Source organism: Nonomuraea sp. MG754425 (genome assembly GCF_021699195.1).
Lineage (GTDB): Bacteria > Actinomycetota > Actinomycetes > Streptosporangiales > Streptosporangiaceae > Nonomuraea.
The window spans coordinates 1-15,681 of record NZ_SSXE01000141.1; the positions used below are offsets into that span (position 1 = coordinate 1).

At 72.1% G+C, this 15,681-nt stretch carries 16 protein-coding genes; 8 read left to right on the top strand and 8 right to left on the bottom strand.

Annotated features, from left to right (window positions below):
* From FAF44_RS37105 to FAF44_RS37115, 3 genes are all read right to left on the bottom strand, one after another.
* A partial coding sequence (locus FAF44_RS37105; protein WP_237108023.1) for a serine/threonine-protein kinase occupies positions 1–805 on the bottom strand: 805 nt, incomplete at its 3' end.
* 185 nt (positions 806–990) lie between these two features.
* Positions 991–1,836, bottom strand: a complete 846-nt coding sequence (locus tag FAF44_RS37110; protein ID WP_237108024.1) for a siderophore-interacting protein — start codon at positions 1,834–1,836, stop codon at positions 991–993.
* Between the two features lie 98 nt (positions 1,837–1,934).
* On the bottom strand, positions 1,935–2,912 hold the full coding sequence (locus FAF44_RS37115; protein ID WP_237108025.1) for an alpha/beta hydrolase: 978 nt from the start codon (positions 2,910–2,912) through the stop codon (positions 1,935–1,937).
* A 361-nt stretch (positions 2,913–3,273) separates the two neighbouring features.
* Here FAF44_RS37115 and FAF44_RS37120 point away from each other — a divergent pair, with 361 nt between their 5' ends.
* From FAF44_RS37120 to FAF44_RS37130, 3 genes are read left to right on the top strand one after another with little or no spacing between them, the layout of a single operon-like run.
* Entirely contained in the window at positions 3,274–3,960 is a 687-nt protein-coding gene (locus tag FAF44_RS37120) for an ABC-2 family transporter protein (protein WP_237108026.1), read from the top strand.
* Entirely contained in the window at positions 3,953–4,741 is a 789-nt protein-coding gene (locus tag FAF44_RS37125; RefSeq protein ID WP_237108027.1) for an ABC transporter permease, read from the top strand. Before FAF44_RS37120 ends, FAF44_RS37125 begins: the two co-directional genes overlap by 8 nt.
* A gap of 3 nt (positions 4,742–4,744) precedes the next feature.
* On the top strand, positions 4,745–5,485 hold the full coding sequence (locus FAF44_RS37130; protein ID WP_237108028.1) for an ATP-binding cassette domain-containing protein: 741 nt from the start codon (positions 4,745–4,747) through the stop codon (positions 5,483–5,485).
* A gap of 61 nt (positions 5,486–5,546) precedes the next feature.
* On the opposite strand, the gene FAF44_RS37135 is transcribed toward FAF44_RS37130, so the two are convergent.
* Positions 5,547–6,002 carry a hypothetical protein gene (locus FAF44_RS37135; RefSeq protein ID WP_237108030.1) on the bottom strand — a complete coding sequence of 152 codons (456 nt, stop codon included), beginning with the start codon at positions 6,000–6,002 and terminating at the stop codon, positions 5,547–5,549.
* Between the two features lie 148 nt (positions 6,003–6,150).
* On the opposite strand from FAF44_RS37135, the gene FAF44_RS37140 reads away from it, so the two are divergent.
* Together FAF44_RS37140 and FAF44_RS37145 are read left to right on the top strand one after the other, a co-directional pair.
* Positions 6,151–6,693: an MFS transporter gene (locus tag FAF44_RS37140; protein WP_237108032.1), complete on the top strand. Its 543-nt coding sequence runs from the start codon at positions 6,151–6,153 to the stop codon at positions 6,691–6,693.
* A gap of 48 nt (positions 6,694–6,741) precedes the next feature.
* Positions 6,742–7,497 (top strand): YcnI family protein, encoded by a 756-nt coding sequence (locus tag FAF44_RS37145; protein ID WP_237108033.1) that lies wholly within the window; start codon positions 6,742–6,744, stop codon positions 7,495–7,497.
* Positions 7,498–7,564: 67 nt separating this feature from the next.
* Here FAF44_RS37145 and FAF44_RS37150 read toward each other — a convergent pair whose 3' ends face one another.
* From FAF44_RS37150 to FAF44_RS37160, 3 genes are read right to left on the bottom strand one after another with little or no spacing between them, the layout of a single operon-like run.
* Entirely contained in the window at positions 7,565–8,611 is a 1,047-nt protein-coding gene (locus tag FAF44_RS37150) for an ABC transporter permease (RefSeq protein ID WP_237108034.1), read from the bottom strand.
* Positions 8,598–9,572 carry an ABC transporter ATP-binding protein gene (locus tag FAF44_RS37155; RefSeq protein ID WP_237108035.1) on the bottom strand — a complete coding sequence of 325 codons (975 nt, stop codon included), beginning with the start codon at positions 9,570–9,572 and terminating at the stop codon, positions 8,598–8,600. Before FAF44_RS37155 ends, FAF44_RS37150 begins: the two co-directional genes overlap by 14 nt.
* Complete coding sequence (locus FAF44_RS37160) at positions 9,569–10,708, bottom strand: DUF2092 domain-containing protein (protein WP_237108036.1); 1,140 nt, start codon at positions 10,706–10,708, stop codon at positions 9,569–9,571. The genes FAF44_RS37155 and FAF44_RS37160 overlap by 4 nt, the downstream gene beginning before the upstream one ends.
* Before the next feature lie 127 nt (positions 10,709–10,835).
* Between FAF44_RS37160 and FAF44_RS37165 the strand changes: the two genes are divergently transcribed.
* Both FAF44_RS37165 and FAF44_RS37170 read left to right on the top strand, forming a co-directional pair.
* A complete protein-coding gene (locus FAF44_RS37165; protein ID WP_237108037.1) occupies positions 10,836–11,510 on the top strand; it encodes a response regulator transcription factor in 675 nt (224 codons plus the stop codon).
* Positions 11,503–12,849 (top strand): cell wall metabolism sensor histidine kinase WalK, encoded by a 1,347-nt coding sequence (locus FAF44_RS37170; protein WP_237108038.1) that lies wholly within the window; start codon positions 11,503–11,505, stop codon positions 12,847–12,849. The genes FAF44_RS37165 and FAF44_RS37170 overlap by 8 nt, the downstream gene beginning before the upstream one ends.
* A 240-nt stretch (positions 12,850–13,089) precedes the next feature.
* Here FAF44_RS37170 and FAF44_RS37175 read toward each other — a convergent pair whose 3' ends face one another.
* Complete coding sequence (locus tag FAF44_RS37175) at positions 13,090–13,959, bottom strand: LysR family transcriptional regulator (protein WP_237108039.1); 870 nt, start codon at positions 13,957–13,959, stop codon at positions 13,090–13,092.
* Positions 13,960–14,161: 202 nt separating this feature from the next.
* Here FAF44_RS37175 and FAF44_RS56040 point away from each other — a divergent pair, with 202 nt between their 5' ends.
* Entirely contained in the window at positions 14,162–15,574 is a 1,413-nt protein-coding gene (locus FAF44_RS56040) for a neutral zinc metallopeptidase (protein ID WP_237108040.1), read from the top strand.
* Positions 15,575–15,681 lie beyond the last annotated feature (107 nt).

The following is a 15,681-nucleotide window of genomic DNA, read 5'->3' on the forward strand; positions in this document are numbered from 1 at the left end:
CCACGGCGGCCAGCAGCGCCCGCAGCAGGCCGGCCGCCCCGGGCCGGTCGGCGGGCTCCTTGGCCAGGGCGGCCGCGACGGCGGGCCTGAGCATGGCCGGTACGCCCTCGAGGCGCGGCGGCTCGAACAGGATGCGCCGGGTCAGCACGTCCGGCTCGCCCCCGCCGAACGGGTGCTGCCCGGTGGCGGCGAAGGCCACCAGGCAGCCCCAGGCGAAGACATCGGAGGCGGGCAGCGCGACGCCGCCGGTCAGCCGTTCGGGGGCCACCCATCCGGGGCTGCCCATGACCTGCCCGGCCTGCGTGTGCGCGGCCAGGGTGTCGACGTCGCGGGCGATGCCGAAGTCGATGACGCGCGGCCCCTTCGCCGACAGCAGCACGTTGCCCGGCTTGAGGTCGCGGTGCACCAGCCCCGCCTCGTGCACCGCCACCAGCGCCGCCGCGACGCCGAGCGCCACCCCGTGGGCGAGGTCGGGCGGGAGGGGGCCGGTGGCCGTGACGACCTGGGACAGCGCGGGGCCCGGGAGGTACTCGGTGACCAGGTACGGGCGCTCCCGGTCGGTGCCGTCCTCGATGACCGCCGCCGTGCAGAAGGGCACCAATCTGCGCGAGAAAGCCACTTCCTCGGCGAAGCGCGCCCGTAACGTGGCATCGTTGAGGTGCACCACGTGCGGCGTCTTGAGCGCCACCAGGCCACCCTGAGGGTGCTCCGCCAGGTACACCACCCCCATCCCGCCCGTGCCCAGGCGGCCCAGGAGCAGGTATCGGCCGATGATGACCGGGTCCCCCACGGTAAGCGGTCGCACGCCAGGAGGCAGGTCGCTCACACCACGCGCCATCCGGTTTCGCCTCTCCTGATCAGGGTCATGGCAAGGCACACTGTGACGGCACAGGGGGCGGGCTTTCCGCATGTCTTACCCAAGGGGTATCAGAGGTAAGGCGGTCATTCCTTCTCGGTCAGTAAGGGGTGTGACAGCAGGCGTCGCGCGGGTCAGGAGGCGATCGCCGCGGCCTCCTCGGACTCCACCCGCCGGTTCCACTCACCCTTGACCTGCCGCCAGCCCTCGTCGTCCACGCCGATCCGCCAGTAGCCGGAGATGGACAGCCGCTCGAGCGGGATCCCCCGCTCCAGGCGCAGGTGGCGGCGCAGTTCCTTGACGAAGCCGGCCTCGCCGTGCACGAACGCGTGCACGGCCTGCCTGGGCCCGTCGGGGAAGTCCAGTTCGCGGACCGCGGCCACGAGCCGCTCCCCCACCGGGCGGTCGTCCCGGTACAGCCACACGATGTGCGCGTCGGCGCGCGTCTCGAGCTTCTGCTCGTCCTCGGGGCCGTCCACCTCGATCAGGACGCGGGCGGGCACGCCCTCCGGGAGCGCCTCCAGCGAGGCGGCGATGGCCGGGATCGCGCTCTCGTCCCCCACGAACAGGTGCCAGCCGGCCTCGGGGTCGGGCGCGTAGCCGCCGCCGGGGCCCAGCATGAGCAGTTCGTCACCCGGCCGGGCGCGGTCGGCCCAGGGGCCGGCCAGGCCCTCGTCACCGTGCACCACGAAGTCGAGGGTGAGCTCGCGGGTGTCGGGATCCCAGGCCCGTACGGTGTAGGTGCGCAGTTTCGGCCACACCTCGCGCGGCATGGTCTCGCGGCACGTCTTGACGCTGAACGGCCGCGGATACTCGACGCCCTCGCACAGGAAGACCAGCTTCACGTAGTGGTCGGTGAACCCCGTGGTGGCGAAGCCGGCCAGCCCGTCGCCGCCGACGACGACGCGGACCATGTGGCGCGAGATACGCTCGACCCGCTGAACGATTCCCCGATGATGATCCGTGCGCTCGTCCGCCATTGGACAATCCCCCTACATAAGGTTAGGTATACCTAACCTTACACTCCCCGTTTCGCCGGCCGTAAGCCCATCACCCGGAATAGGGGACAGGCGAAAATTCAGGCCGCCGCCGATCCCCCCATCCGCTCGGGCGCTCCGGCCACCGCGCGCAGGAACCCCGCGATGTGCCGGAAGGCCAGCCGCGCCTCGGGCAGCACGTCGGCCAGGATCGGGAAGACGTGCGGCATGCGGGGCCACTCCTCGTACCTGACCGGCACGCCGGCCAGCCGTGCCCGCCGCGCCACCCGGTGGCCCTCGTCGCGCAGCAACTCGGTCGAGCCCGTCACGATCATCAGCGGCGGCAGCCCCGTGAAGTCGCCGTGCACCGGCGAGACGAGCGGGTCGAACGGGTCGAGCCCCGAGGTCCACCGGCGCGCCAGCCAGCGTACCCGGCCGGCCGGCAGGATCGGGTCCTGGCGGCGGTTGGCCTCGCGGGGCACGTCGGTGAGGTCGGCCCACGGTGACAGGCAGATCGCCGCCGCGGGCAGCGGCTCGCCCCTGTCGCGCAGCGCCAGCAGGGTCGCCAGCGTGAGATGGCCGCCCGCGGAGTCCCCCGCGAGCACGATGTCCCCGGGCGCGTGCCCGCGCCGCAGCAGGCACGCGTACGCGTCGAGCGCGTCGGCCAGCGAGTCGGGCAGGCGGTGCTCCGGCCCCTGCCGGTAGTCCAGCGCCAGCACCGGACGCCCGGCCGCCTCCGACAGCCGCCAGGTGATGGGCCGGTGGGTGCGCGGCGAGCCGGAGAAGTAGCCGCCGCCGTGGAAGTAGAGCACGGCCTTGGCCTCGTCGAGCTCCGGCCCGCCGCGCACCCACTCGCCGCCGCAGTCGGAGAAGGCCGCGGGGGCGACCACGACGTGCCCGGGCGGCGGTACGTGCACCAGGCGCGCCAGATCGCCGAGGCGGGCGGCCCCCACCAGGGCCAGGGGGTGGCGCATCAGCAGGCTGGAGGCGGGTTTCACGGTGCCGCGCAGCAGTCCGGTGAGCGCCCGGGCCTGCCAGCTCAACGGATACTCCGGGACCACATCGGTGTCGACGCGCATGCCGCCGCCCCCTCTCATTACCTTTCTTCCCGTTTACACCAGATTCCTACCGGTCAGTAAGTAACTCATCTCTTACGCGGATATTTCGGGCCGATGACATGCCCGCCCGGCGGGGACCTCACAGAGCCCGGCACGGCCCCGTTTATCACGTTGCGGGCGGCCGGACCCGCAACGGATAATTCCGTGTTTCCCATCTGCCGACCCGCGCGCGGGTCCAAGCACGGTCCGTCACCGTGTCATCACCCCCCGGAGGTGCAAAACCATCCCGCTCTATGCCCGGCTCGTCCGGTACGGTTTCCGAAAACACGCCACCTACGTCTGGGCCGCGCTCGCCGGCGCGTTCACCAACAGCGTGTTCGGCGTGCTGCGCGCGTACACGCTGATCGCCCTGTGGCAGGCCCGCCCCGGCCTGGCCGGCTACGACGTGACCGACGCCGTCACCTTCTGCTTCGTCACCCAGGCGTTCATCGGGCCGATGCAGCTCTTCGGCGGCGGCCTGAACATCCCCGAGCGCATCCGCAGCGGCGACATCGCCCTCGACCTCGTGCGCCCGGCGTCCCTGCAACTGTGGGCGCTCGCCGAGGACACCGGCCGGGCCGCCTACCTGTTCCTGGTGCGCGGCATCCCGCCCATGCTGCTCGGGGCCGCGCTGTTCGGCATCCACTTCCCCGCCGACCCCGGCCGGTGGCTGGCGTTCCTGGCCGGCTTCGCGATCGCCGTCGTCGTCAGCTTCGGCTGGCGCTACCTGGTCGCGCTGTCGGTCTGCTGGCTGCTCGACGACCGCGGCGTCGCGGTCCTGTCCCTGGTCCTCACGACGTTCTTCAGCGGCATGATGCTGCCGCTGCACCTGTTCCCCGGCTGGCTCGGCGACCTCGTCATGGTCCTGCCGTGGGCGGCCATGGTGCAGTTGCCCACCGACCTCTACCTCGGCAAGGCCCCGGTGCTCGACACGCTCGCCTTCCAGGCGCTGTGGGCGGTGGTCCTGCTCGGGCTGGGCGCGCTGGCCACCCGGGCGATCCGCCACAAGGTGGTGATCCAGGGTGGTTAGGACGTACGCCCTGCTGATGTGGACCTGGACCCGCGCCGCCGCCGCCTACCCCGCCTCGTTCGCGCTGATGACCGTGCTCGGCGTCTTCGTCGCCGCCATGGACGTGGGCGTGATCCTCATCATCTTCGCCAACACCACCACGCTGGGCGGCTTCTCCCGCGACGAGGTGCTGTTCCTGTACGGCACGTCCGCGGTGGCCTTCACCATCTGCGACACCTTCGTCAGCAACATCGACCGGGTCAGCGAGCACATCAAGGCGGGCACCCTCGACACGTTCCTGATCAGGCCGGTCAGCGCGTGGATCCAGCTCGCCACCGACCGGTTCGTGGCCAACCGCCTCGGGCGCGTCCTGCAGGCCGGGGCCGTGCTCGGCTACGCGGTCGTCGCGCTCAGCCTCGACTGGGGGCGCGCCTGGATGATCCCCGTCATGGTGATCACCGGGATCGTCATCTTCGCCGCGCTCTGGACGATCGCCGGGGCGGCCCAGTTCGTGCTGACCGACGCGCCCGAGGTGGTCAACACCTTCACCTACGGCAGCAGCACGCTCACCCAGTACCCGCTCAGCATCTACGCCCGCGACCTGGTCAGCGGCGTGACGTACGTACTGCCGCTGGCCTTCGTCAACTGGCAGCCCGGCCTGTACGTGCTGGGCCGGGACGACCCCTTCGGCACGCCCGGGTTCATGCGCTTCCTCGGACCGGCCGCCGCGCTGGTCCTCGCCCTGGTCGCCGCGCTGGCCTGGCGGCAGGGCATCCGCCACTACCGATCCACGGGGAGTTGACCGATGATCGAACTTGACCGGGCCGGGCGCTCGTTCAAGGTGCGCAGAAACGTCGTCCACGCCGTACGCGACCTGTCGTTCCGGGTCGCGCCGGGGGAGTTCGTCGGCTACCTCGGCCCCAACGGCGCGGGCAAGTCCACCACGATCAAGATGTTGTGCGGCATCCTCACCCCCACCACCGGCAGCGTCCGGGTGGCGGGGCTGGACCCCTCGCGGCGGCGCACCACGCTCGCCCGGCGGATCGGCGTGGTCTTCGGGCAGCGCACGACGTTGTGGTGGGACCTGCCGCTCAAGGACAGCTTCGAGCTGATCCGGCACCTCTACCGGGTGGAGCGCGCCGACTTCGCCACCCGGCTCGCCGAGCTGACCGAAACCCTGGATCTGGGCGAGTTCCTGCGCACCCCGGTCCGGCAGCTCAGCCTCGGGCAGCGCATGCGCGGCGACCTGGCCGCGGCGCTGCTGCACGCGCCCGACGTGCTGGTGCTCGACGAGCCGACGATCGGGCTCGACGTGGTCAGCAAGGCCGGCATCCGCGACTTCCTGCAGCGCCTGAACACCGAGCGGGGCACGACCGTGCTGCTGACCACGCACGATCTCGGCGACATCGAACGGCTGTGCCGCCGGGTCATGCTGATCGACCACGGACAGTTGGCCTTCGACGGCACCCTCGACGACCTGATGGCCACGGCCCCCGGACAGTCGTCGATCGAGGAGGTCGTCACGCGCCTCTACACCGGCACCTGACCAGGGCCGGCGGGCGCGGGCCGGCCGCGTCCGCCCGGGGGCCCGGGTCAGTGGCAGCGGGTCAGTAGTAGCTGCCCTCCGGCGTGGCCTCGTAGTCGTCGTCGAGGTCGTCGTCGCGCCGCGACCAGCGCGACGGCATCAGCACGGGGATGAACAGGGCCACGCCGAGCAGGGCGTACACGCCGGTCGTGAGCAACGTCCTGGCTCCGGTCCCGATGTCCCGGACGATCTGGTTGACCGACGGCTCGGCCGGGACGAAGGACAGCGCCCGGTTCGCGTCGAGCGCGTACACCACCGTCCAGGCGAGCAGCACCAGCGACGGGACGAAGGTCGCCATCGGGGAGATCCGCCCGGCCATGACGAGCCCGGCGACCAGGCCGACGGCGGCCATCGCGCCGAGTGCGATCCACAACTTCTGATCGACCGGCGGGGTCGCCGCGGCGTTGGCGGCGGCCTGCTGCACCGCCCATCCGCCGCCTCCGAGCACAGCCGCCGTCACCACAAGGCCGACCAGCAAACCACCTAAGTGCCGCAACGTTCTCACCTCAATGTCGACGCGGTCGGCACCGACCCTAGCGATAAATACACATTTCGGACCAGGCATTGCGCAGCTTGGCACTTGAGGTCTCCCGACCGGCCGCCCCGTGAGAGCATGGGACCCACCCATGCGCGCGCGACTTCCCCTCCGGCTCGCGCGGACGGCCGCCTTCGCCGCCGTCTGCGTGACCCTGGCCGCCCTCGCCCACGTGCTCGGCGGCGGTGCGGCTCCCGCGCCGTGGGCCGCCGCGCTCGGGCTCGCGGGCGTGTCCGCGCTGGGTCTGGCGCTGTGCGGCAGGGAGCGCTCGGCGGGCACGATCACCCTGGCGCTGTCCGGGGCGCAGCTCGGGTTGCACGAGCTGTTCGCGGGCGAGGGCGCCGCCTACGTCTCGGTGCACGGGCACGCCCAGGGCGGCCTGGCGGTCAACGCCGGCATGCTGCTCACGCACCTCACGGCCACGGTGATCACCGGCCTGTGGCTGGCGCGCGGCGAGAGCGCGCTCTGGTCGCTGCTGCGCCGGCTCGGCCGCCGGCTCGTCGTCCTGCTCCCCTTCCCGGCCGCCGCGCCCGTGTCGCGGCCCGGCGTGCCGGTCGTCCGCACCAGGGTGGTGCCGCCGCTGCCGGATTTCCGGCACAGCGTGGCCAGGCGTGGTCCTCCACTTCCCGCCTGACCGTCTGACACCCCTTTTTCACGCTCATCGTCCAAGTGGAGTTCTCGCATGTCCTTCGTACGCCGTGCCGCGACCGTGCTCGCCGCCGCCACCGCACTGACCGCGGGCCTGGCCCTGCCCGCGCTGGCCCACGTCACCATCCAGCCGGGCACCGCCGAACAGGGCGGGTTCACCAAGGTCGCCTTCCGGGTGCCGAACGAGCGCGACGACGCCTCGACCACCAAGGTCGAGGTCTCCTTCCCCACCGACCACCCGCTGGCCTTCGTGTCCGTCAAGCCCGTGCCCGGGTGGAAGGTCAAGGTCACCGAGGGCAAGCTGCCCGCACCCGTCAAGACCGAGTACGGCGACCTGGAGGAGGCCGTCACCAAGGTCGTCTGGGAGGGCGGCAAGATCGAGCCCGGCCAGTTCCAGGAGTTCGAGGTGTCCATGGGGCAACTGCCCAAGGACGTCGACTCGCTGACCTTCCCCACCAAGCAGACCTACTCCGGTGGCGAGGTCGTCGACTGGGCGGACGCGCCGAAGACCGACGGCACGGAGGCCGAGCACCCGGCGCCGCAGCTCAAGCTGGTGCCCGCCGCCGCTGACGGCGACGGTCACGCCGCGAGCGCGCCCCCGGCCAGTCCCGCCGCCGCTGCCGCCACCGCTGAGGCCACCGCTGAGGCCACCGCCCCGTCGGTGACGCCGGTGGCCGCGGCCTCGTCCTCGGACGGCACGGCCCGCCTGCTGGGCGGGGCCGGGCTGGTCGTGGGCGTCATCGGCGTCGTGGTCGGCTTCCTGGGCCTGCGGCGCCGCCCGTCCGCCTGAGCCCGCGTCCCGCGGCCTGGGCCGCGTCGCCCCGTACGGGTGGCGCGCCCGGCCGCCGGGGCGGTGATCAGGACGTGATGTCCTTGCCGGAGAAGCGCGCCCACGCGATCGACCCCGACAGCACGATGTACGCCCCGAACGTCAGCAGCCCGTCCCGCAGCGCCGCCGTGTCGATCGGGCTGCGCAGCACCGCGTCGAAGTCCATGAACCTGGTCGGCAGCAGGTACGGCGTGATCGCGCTCAGCTCGGGGATGGCCCGCAGCACCTGGCAGACGATGACCAGCACCATGGTCCCCGCGATGGCCCCGATCGCCACCTCGGTGAACACCGACAGCGTCAGCGCGACCGCGGCCAGCGCCGCCATGGCGGCCCCGACGTACCCGACCGCGACGGCGATCCGCAGCAGGCCCTCCCCCAGCGAGATCGTGGTCCCCGACAGCAGCGTCACGTCCCCGGCCGGGAACAGGATCAGCCCGGTGGCCAGCGCCGACAGCGCCACCACCGCGGTCACCGCGTAGGAGTAGAGGGCCGCGTTGAGGTACTTGACCGCCAGCAGCCTGGTGCGCCCGGCCGGGGCGGCCAGCAGGTAGCGCAGCGTGCCGCTCCCGGCCTCGCCCGCGATCGAGTCGCCCGCCACCACGCTCACGGCCACCGGCATCAGCAGCAGCACCAGGAACGAGAACGAGACGAACGTGAGCATGAGGCTGTTGCCCACCACGTTCTGGACGATCCCGCCCATCTCGCCGTCGCCCGAGCCGAACAGCCGCAGTGCCACGCCGACGATCACCGGCACCACGGCGAGCACGGCCAGCATGACGAGGTTGCGCGGGCGGCGGAAGGTCAGGCCCAGCTCCGAGCCGAGCAGCCGCAGGAACGCCCCCACCGCCGTCGTACGGGCGGGCTCGGGAACGGCCCGCTCCGCAGGCCCGTTCGCGGGCTCGTTCCCGGGCCCGGCCGGCCGGCGTTCGGCGGTGCGCATGGTCTCCGTCACCGGCACCAGGCCGGGGGTGCGCCGCGGCCCGAGCGTGGCCGTCCTGGCGCCCTCTCCCTGCGCCGGTCCGGACGCCGGCGCCCCCGAGGTGCGAGCCGGCGTCGTACCGTCACCCGTCGACATCGAAGCCCTCCCCTGTCAGTCCCACGAACACGTCCTCCAGGCTCGGCCGCACCACGGCCAGCCCCCGCACGGCCACGCCCTCCCCCACGAGCGCGGCGTTGACCTCCTCGGGCGCGTGCCCGCCCAGCTCCGCCGTGACCTCGCGCTCGCCGGCCCGCACGTCGGGCAGGCCGAGCCCGGCCAGCACGCGGGCGGCCCCGGCCGCGTCCGGCGTCTCCACCCTGATCCGGGCGGCCAGGCCGGCGCTGAGCGAGGCGATCGTGCCCTGCGCGACGAGCCGCCCGGTACGCATGATCGCGGCGTGCGTGCACATCTGCTCGACCTCGGCCAGCAGGTGCGAGGAGACGAACACCGTCGTGCCCTCCGCGGCGATCTCCTTGACCAGCGCGCGCACCTCGCGGGTGCCCTGCGGGTCGAGCCCGTTGGTGGGCTCGTCCAGCACGAGCAGCTCGCGCGGCCCGAGCAGCGCCGCCGCGATGGCCAGGCGCTGGCGCATGCCGAGGGAGTAGTTGCGGTAGCGCTTGCCCGCGGCGGCCGACAGGCCCACCCGGTCGAGGGCGTCGGCGACCCGCCGGGCGGCGGTGCCGCGGGGCGCGGTCGGGTCGGCCGCGTCGAAGCGCGCCAGGTTGGCCGAGCCCGACAGGTACGGGTAGAACGCCGGCCCCTCGACCACCGCGCCCACCTTGGGCAGGGCCCGCGCCTGCGGCAGCCCGAGCACGGAGTAGTCGCCCGCCGTGGGCGTCACCAGGCCGAGCAGCATGCGGATCGTGGTCGTCTTGCCCGAGCCGTTGGGCCCGAGGAAGCCGAACACCGAGCCGCGCGGCACGCTCAGGTCGAGCGTGTCCACGGCGACCTGGCCGCCTCTGAAGCGTTTGGTCAGCCCCCGGGTGCGGATCGCCGCGTCCCCGGAGGGCGGGGCCGCCCCGAAGGGCGCCCCCGCTTCCTGCGTGACGACGGTCACTTGATGCCCGCCGCCTTGGTGATCTCCTCCGGGGTGACCGCGCCGACCAGCAGCCGGCCGTCGTCGGTCAGCAGGGCCGTGACGAGCTTGGTCCTGATCAGCCTGCCCGAACCCCACGTGCCGCTCACCGGGGTGGCGGACTTGAGCACGTTGTCGATCACCGCGCTCTGCTCACCGCCCTCGCCCTGCTGCTGGGCTCCGGTCAGGTCGGACGGGGAGAACGGCACGACCGCGACGGTCGTCCAGCCCTCGCCGACGGCCTTGACCTCGCCCGCGACGTCCCTGGCGTGCTCGGCGCGCTCCTCGGCGTGCTTGCCGAAGCCCTCGTCCAGGCCGAGCGTCTTCTCCTCCACCTTGGCGCCCGCGGGCGGGGTGAAGGTGAAGTTCTCGGCCGCCGGGGGCGTGAACGTCACCTGGGTGAACCCGACCTGGTAGGCCGGTTCGGCCGAGCCCTTGGCGTACACCTGGACCTGGAGCGGGACGTACGTCTCGCCGTCGAGGGCGATCCGGATCTCCTGCACCAGCGAGTTGTCGGCCTTGGGCGCCAGGACGAGCTGGTAGACCGCGCGGCCCGCCACCTCCGCCGTGTTGATCACGCGGACGGCGGTGTGCTCGTCGGCCCTGGCCAGCAGCCGCCCGGCGAGCTGCTGCGGTGTCAGGTCGGTCTCCTGCGGCAGCGGCGTGGCCTGCTCGGGGCCGCTCTCGCCGTGCTTGATGGTCAGCTTGGTGGCGGTGTTGGTGGCGCTGTCCCAGTACCAGGCCTGGCCGCCGTTCACGATCAGGTTGGTCTCGTTGAGCTGGGTCGGCATGGCCACACGGAGCTTGTCGGCCGCGCCGTACCAGACCTTCACCTCGTGCGAACCGGACAACAGGCTCAGCGGCGACGACGCCCCGCCCGACGGCAGCGCCGGCAGGCCGAGCGAAGCCGTCTGCTGGACGGTGCCGGACATCGGCGGCGGCCCGCCTCCCTTGTTGGTGGCCGCCACGGCGTCGGCGAGCAGTTGCTCGGCCGAACGCTCCGGCAGCACCGGGTCGCCGCTCACCGCGGCTATGACGGGGCCGGCTCCGATCGCGGCTCCGATCACGGCCGCTGCCGCGATCGGGACTCCCCACCTCACGAACGTGCCTCTACGCATCTCACTCCTTCACGGTATGTCGATGCCCAGAGCCTGCGTCATGCTTCCTGTGGCAAGCCTGAGACAGTCTGAGACGACTCTCAGCCTTCTCAGCGTTGTCTCAGTGGAAGAGCAGGAGAATTGCCACATGAGAGTACTTGTCGTCGAGGACGAGCGGCGGATGGCGGCGGCGTTGCAGCGTGGGCTCCAGGCCGAGGGCTTCGCCGTGGACCTCGCGCACGACGGCGAGGACGGCCTGCACGCGGCCCGGCACGGCGACTACGACGTCGTGGTGCTCGACATCATGCTGCCCCGGCTGTCCGGCTACAACGTGTGCAAGCGTTTGCGGGCCGAGGAGAACTGGGTGCCGATCCTGATGCTCTCGGCCAAGGACGGCGAGTACGACATGGCCGACGGCCTCGACCTGGGGGCCGACGACTACCTGACCAAGCCGTTCTCGTACGTGGTGCTGGTGGCCAGGCTGCGGGCGCTGATGCGGCGCGACGCGGGGCGGCGGCCGGCGGTGCTGCTGGCGGGCGACCTGTCGCTGGACCCGGCCCGGCGCAGGGTCGAGCGGGGGGAGAGCTCCATCGAGCTGACCCCCCGGGAGTTCGCGCTGCTGGAGTTCCTGATGCGGCGGCGGGACGAGGTGGTGTCGAAGTCGGAGATCCTGGAGCACGTGTGGGACACCTTCGACACCGACCCGAACGTGGTCGAGGTGTACGTCGGCTACCTGCGCCGCAAGATCGACGCCCCCTTCGGCAGGAACGCGCTGCAGACCGTGCGCGGGGCGGGCTACCGGCTGGCGGGCGACGGTGGCTGACTCCCCGCTGGTCTGGTGGCGGCGGCAGGGGCTGCGGTTCCGGCTCACGGTGGCCGCCGCCGCGGTGCTCGCGCTGGCGCTGGCGTTGTCGGCCTCGGTGCTGGTGAGCGTGCTGGAACGGGCCCTGATGGCCACGGTGGACGACTCCACCAGGGCGCAGGCGCAGACGGTGCGGGTGGCGGCCGACGCGGGCACCCTGACCAGCCCGATCACCACGCACGACGGCACGATCGTGCAGGTCATCGACGCGGACGGGCGCATCACGCACGTCACGTACGGGGCCGACCGGCTGGTGCCGATGCTGGACGCCGGGGCCAGGGCGCGGGTGCTCGCGAGCGGGCAGGCGACGCTGCTGGACGGCCGGCCGTACGCGATCCCGGGCTTCCTGCGGGTCGTCGTGCTCAGCGCGGACCGGGGGCAGACGGTGGTGGCGGCGCGGCCCATCAGCGAGATCCAGACCAGCCTGGTCACGGCCGGGCGGGTGCTGCTGGTGGGCACGCCCGCGCTGGTCGTGCTGCTGGCGGTGGCGAGCTGGCTGATGATCGGCCGTACCCTGCGCCCGATCGCGGCGCTGCGCAGGGGCGCGGCGGACATCACGCACACGGCCAGGTCGCGCCGCCTGCCGGTGCCGCAGTCGCGCGACGAGGTGCACTCGCTGGCCACGACGCTGAACGACATGCTGGCCCGGCTGGAGGAGGCCGAGCAGCGCCAGCGGGCGCTGGTCTCCGACGCCGCGCACGAGTTGCGCAGCCCGCTGGCCAGCATCCGGCTGCAGCTCGAGGTGGCGCTCGGGCACCCCGACGGCCAGGACTGGCAGGAGACCGCCGAGGGCGTGCTGGAGGACACGATGCGGCTGTCCCGGCTGGCCGAGGACCTGCTCGCGCTGGCCAGGCTGGACGAGCGCGGCGGCGTGCCGGCCCGGCGCGAGCCGGTCGATCTCGACGAGGTGGTGCGGCGCACGGCCGACCGCTACGCCGAGGCCCGCCTGACGGCCTGCGAGCCGGTCGTGGTCCGCGGGGACGCGCTCGACCTGGGCCGGGTGCTGACGAACCTGATGGACAACGCGGTGCGGCACACCACCTCCAAGGTCGAGGTCGCGCTGAGCGCCGACGGCGTGCTGACCGTCACCGACGACGGGCCCGGCATCCCCGCGCAGGATCGCGAGCGGGTCTTCAACCGCTTCACCCGCCTCGACTCCGGCCGCAGCCGGGACGAGGGCGGCACCGGGCTGGGGCTGGCCATCGTGCGCGAGACGGTGCGGGCGCACGGCGGCACGGTCGTCCTGGAGGACGCCGGGCCGGGCCTGCGGGCCGTGGTCCGGCTGCCCGTGGCGGGCTGACCGGGCACAGGCCCGCCAGGGCCCCGCCCCCCGATCCGACACAACCGGTCTGGCACGACCGGGCTGGCACACCCGGTCTGGCACACCCGGTCTGGCACACCCGGTCTGGCACGGCCCCGGGGCGGGGGTTCACGATGGCCCTCAGGGGGCGCGGCGTCGGTGCCGGGCCCCGCGTGGCTCTGCGGTTCACGTGTCACGCCGGGGGACGCGAGACGGGAAATGGATCGTTCCCGATGAGATTCAGGCGGCGCTTCCCTTCTCCGCGGCGGCCAGGAAGTCCTGGGCGATGAGCGGCAGCCGGCGACGGGCGTGCACGACGGCGATGACGCGACGCACGGCGGGTTCGAGCGAGCGCACCACCAGGCCCGCGCGCGCGGCCTGCTCGGCCATGCCGCGATACCACAGCAGCGACGCCTGCCCGGTGCGGACGGCGTTGAGCCAGCCGTTGCGTTCGTCGGTCTCGACGACGACCGTGGGGCTGATCGCGTACTTGCCGAACATGGCGTCGAGCTCTCTGCGCCGCATGCTGCCACGGGCGGGCAGTGCCAGGCGCATGCCGTGCAGCTTGCCCATGGGCACCGGGTTGGGCAGTTCGAGCCCCGGCGGCGAGATCAGCACGATCTCCTGGCGTTCGAGGGGGTGGGTGATGAGGTCGGTGGGCACGGGCAGGTCCGTGAGGCCCAGGTCGGCCCGCTGGTCCCTGATGGCGCTGACGACGGCGTCTCTGCCGTCACAGCGGACGATGTGCACCCGTACGCCTGGATGCTCGGCCGCGTAGGCGGGCAGCAGCCGCCCCGCGAGGCCGGGTTCGAGGCTGGGGGTGGAGGCGATGCGGAGCTCGGAGTCGGTGACGACGGTCTGGCTGGCCAGCCCTTCGATCTCCCGTACCGCGTCGAGCGCCTCTCTCGCCAGCTTGACCACCCGGCGTCCCTGGGCGGTGACGACCACCCCACGACCGGAACGGGCGAACAGCGTCATGCCGAGCTCTCGCTCGAGATCGCGGATCGCGCGGGAAAGCGCAGGCTGCGCGATGTAGAGCGATCTGGCCGCGTCGGTCATCGTGCGGTGCTCCGCAGTCGCGACCACATAGCGGAGCTGCTGGAGATTCATGCAAATGAAGCTAGGACAACGCCCGCCGCCGGGACCGGGAGATAGCGGAGATCACCTCGAATGATTTCGGACTGTGACCGAGCACTGCTACATCCGTGACGGGTGATAAATCAGTATGCTTTTGCCCCAAATTTGGCAATGGTCCGACAAGTCGCATGGCAAAGCCATCCATATCGGACGACGGGGCAATCGGGGAGACACGGTGACAGGGAACGGGCAATATCCACCCCCGCCACAGGGGCCAGGGCAGCCTCAGCGGCCTCACGCGCTGCCCTGGCCGCCACCCGGACACCGGCAGCCGCAGCCGCAGGGCGGGCAGGGGAGCCCGTACCAGCAGCAGCCGGGCGGACAGGGGAACCCGTACCAGCAGCAGCCGACCCATCCGCAGGGGCAGCCGTACCCGCAACAGCCGTACCCGCAGCAGCCGTACGGGCAGCCACCCCACGGCCAGCAGCCTTACGGCCAGCCACCCTACGAGCCGCCTCCCTACGAGCTGCCTCCGTACGCGCACCAGCCGTACGGGCAGCCACCGCCGCCGCCCCCTCCCCCGCCCACGCTGCGCATGCCGCCGCAGGAGTGGCAGCCGCCGCCGCGCAGGAAGACGGGGATGGGCGCGTTCGGGATCGTGGCCAGCGTGCTCGGGGGCATGGCGGCGCTGTTCGTGCTGATGATCATCGGCGGGACGATGCTCGCGAACTCCACCGGCTCGGACACGACGACACCGGTGGCGATCCCGTCGTACGAGCCGGACGACGAGCCGACCAGCAGGGGCAGGACCGACTCCACCCCGTCCCGCAGCGAGCGGCCCACCGAGCGGCCCACGCAGCGCCCGACCCAGCGCCCGACCCAGGACACCGAGCCGGAAACCCCCAGGGTCACGCTCAACACGAGCCTGAAGAACAACACGGTCTACAAGGCGGGCACCCTGCCCCGGCTCAACTGCCGGGCCGGCGGCGCCAGCATCTTCAACCACACCCAGCTCAAGTCACTGATCCTCAAGACCGGCAAGTGCATGGACCGGGCCTGGCAGCCGATCCTGGAGAAGCAGGGCATCAGGTTCCGGCCGCCGAACTACGCGATCGCGTCCGGCCGGGGCAGGGGCGCCTGCGGCGACTACCCCTCGGCGGGCAGCATCGTCCCGTACTACTGCCCGCGCAACAACACGATCTACGCCTCCACCTCGGCCATGGCCAGGGGCAACGGCAACTCCCGCGGGTACGGCCAGATCATCTCCTGGCACGGCGGCATCATCAGCATGATGGCCCACGAGTACGGCCACCACGTCCAGAACATCACGGGCCTGATGAACTCGTGGTGGTCCACGACGCTCGCGTCCGGCAGCCAGAGCACCAAGCTCGCGCTCAGCCGGCGCCTGGAACTCCAGGCCACCTGCTTCGCGGGCATGTGGATGCGGTCGGTGGCGACGAGCTACCCGGTGAGCACGTCCGACCGCAGCCGGCTGTTCTGGTTCTACGGGCAGGTGGGCGACCATCCGGGCTATCCACGCGACCACGGCAGGCCGGCGAACAACAATCGGTGGTTCCGTCAGGGATGGGAGAGAGACAAGGCATATCAGTGCAATACGTGGCTTGCGCCGGCCTCGACGGTCTCCTGACAGATGCGTGGTGTTCATCTCAGGTTGGGCACATGTCTCTGATGTCCAGGTATGGGGACTAGAATCCTGGCAATCTTGTGCCGATCGGGGGGCAAAACGCGGGTTTT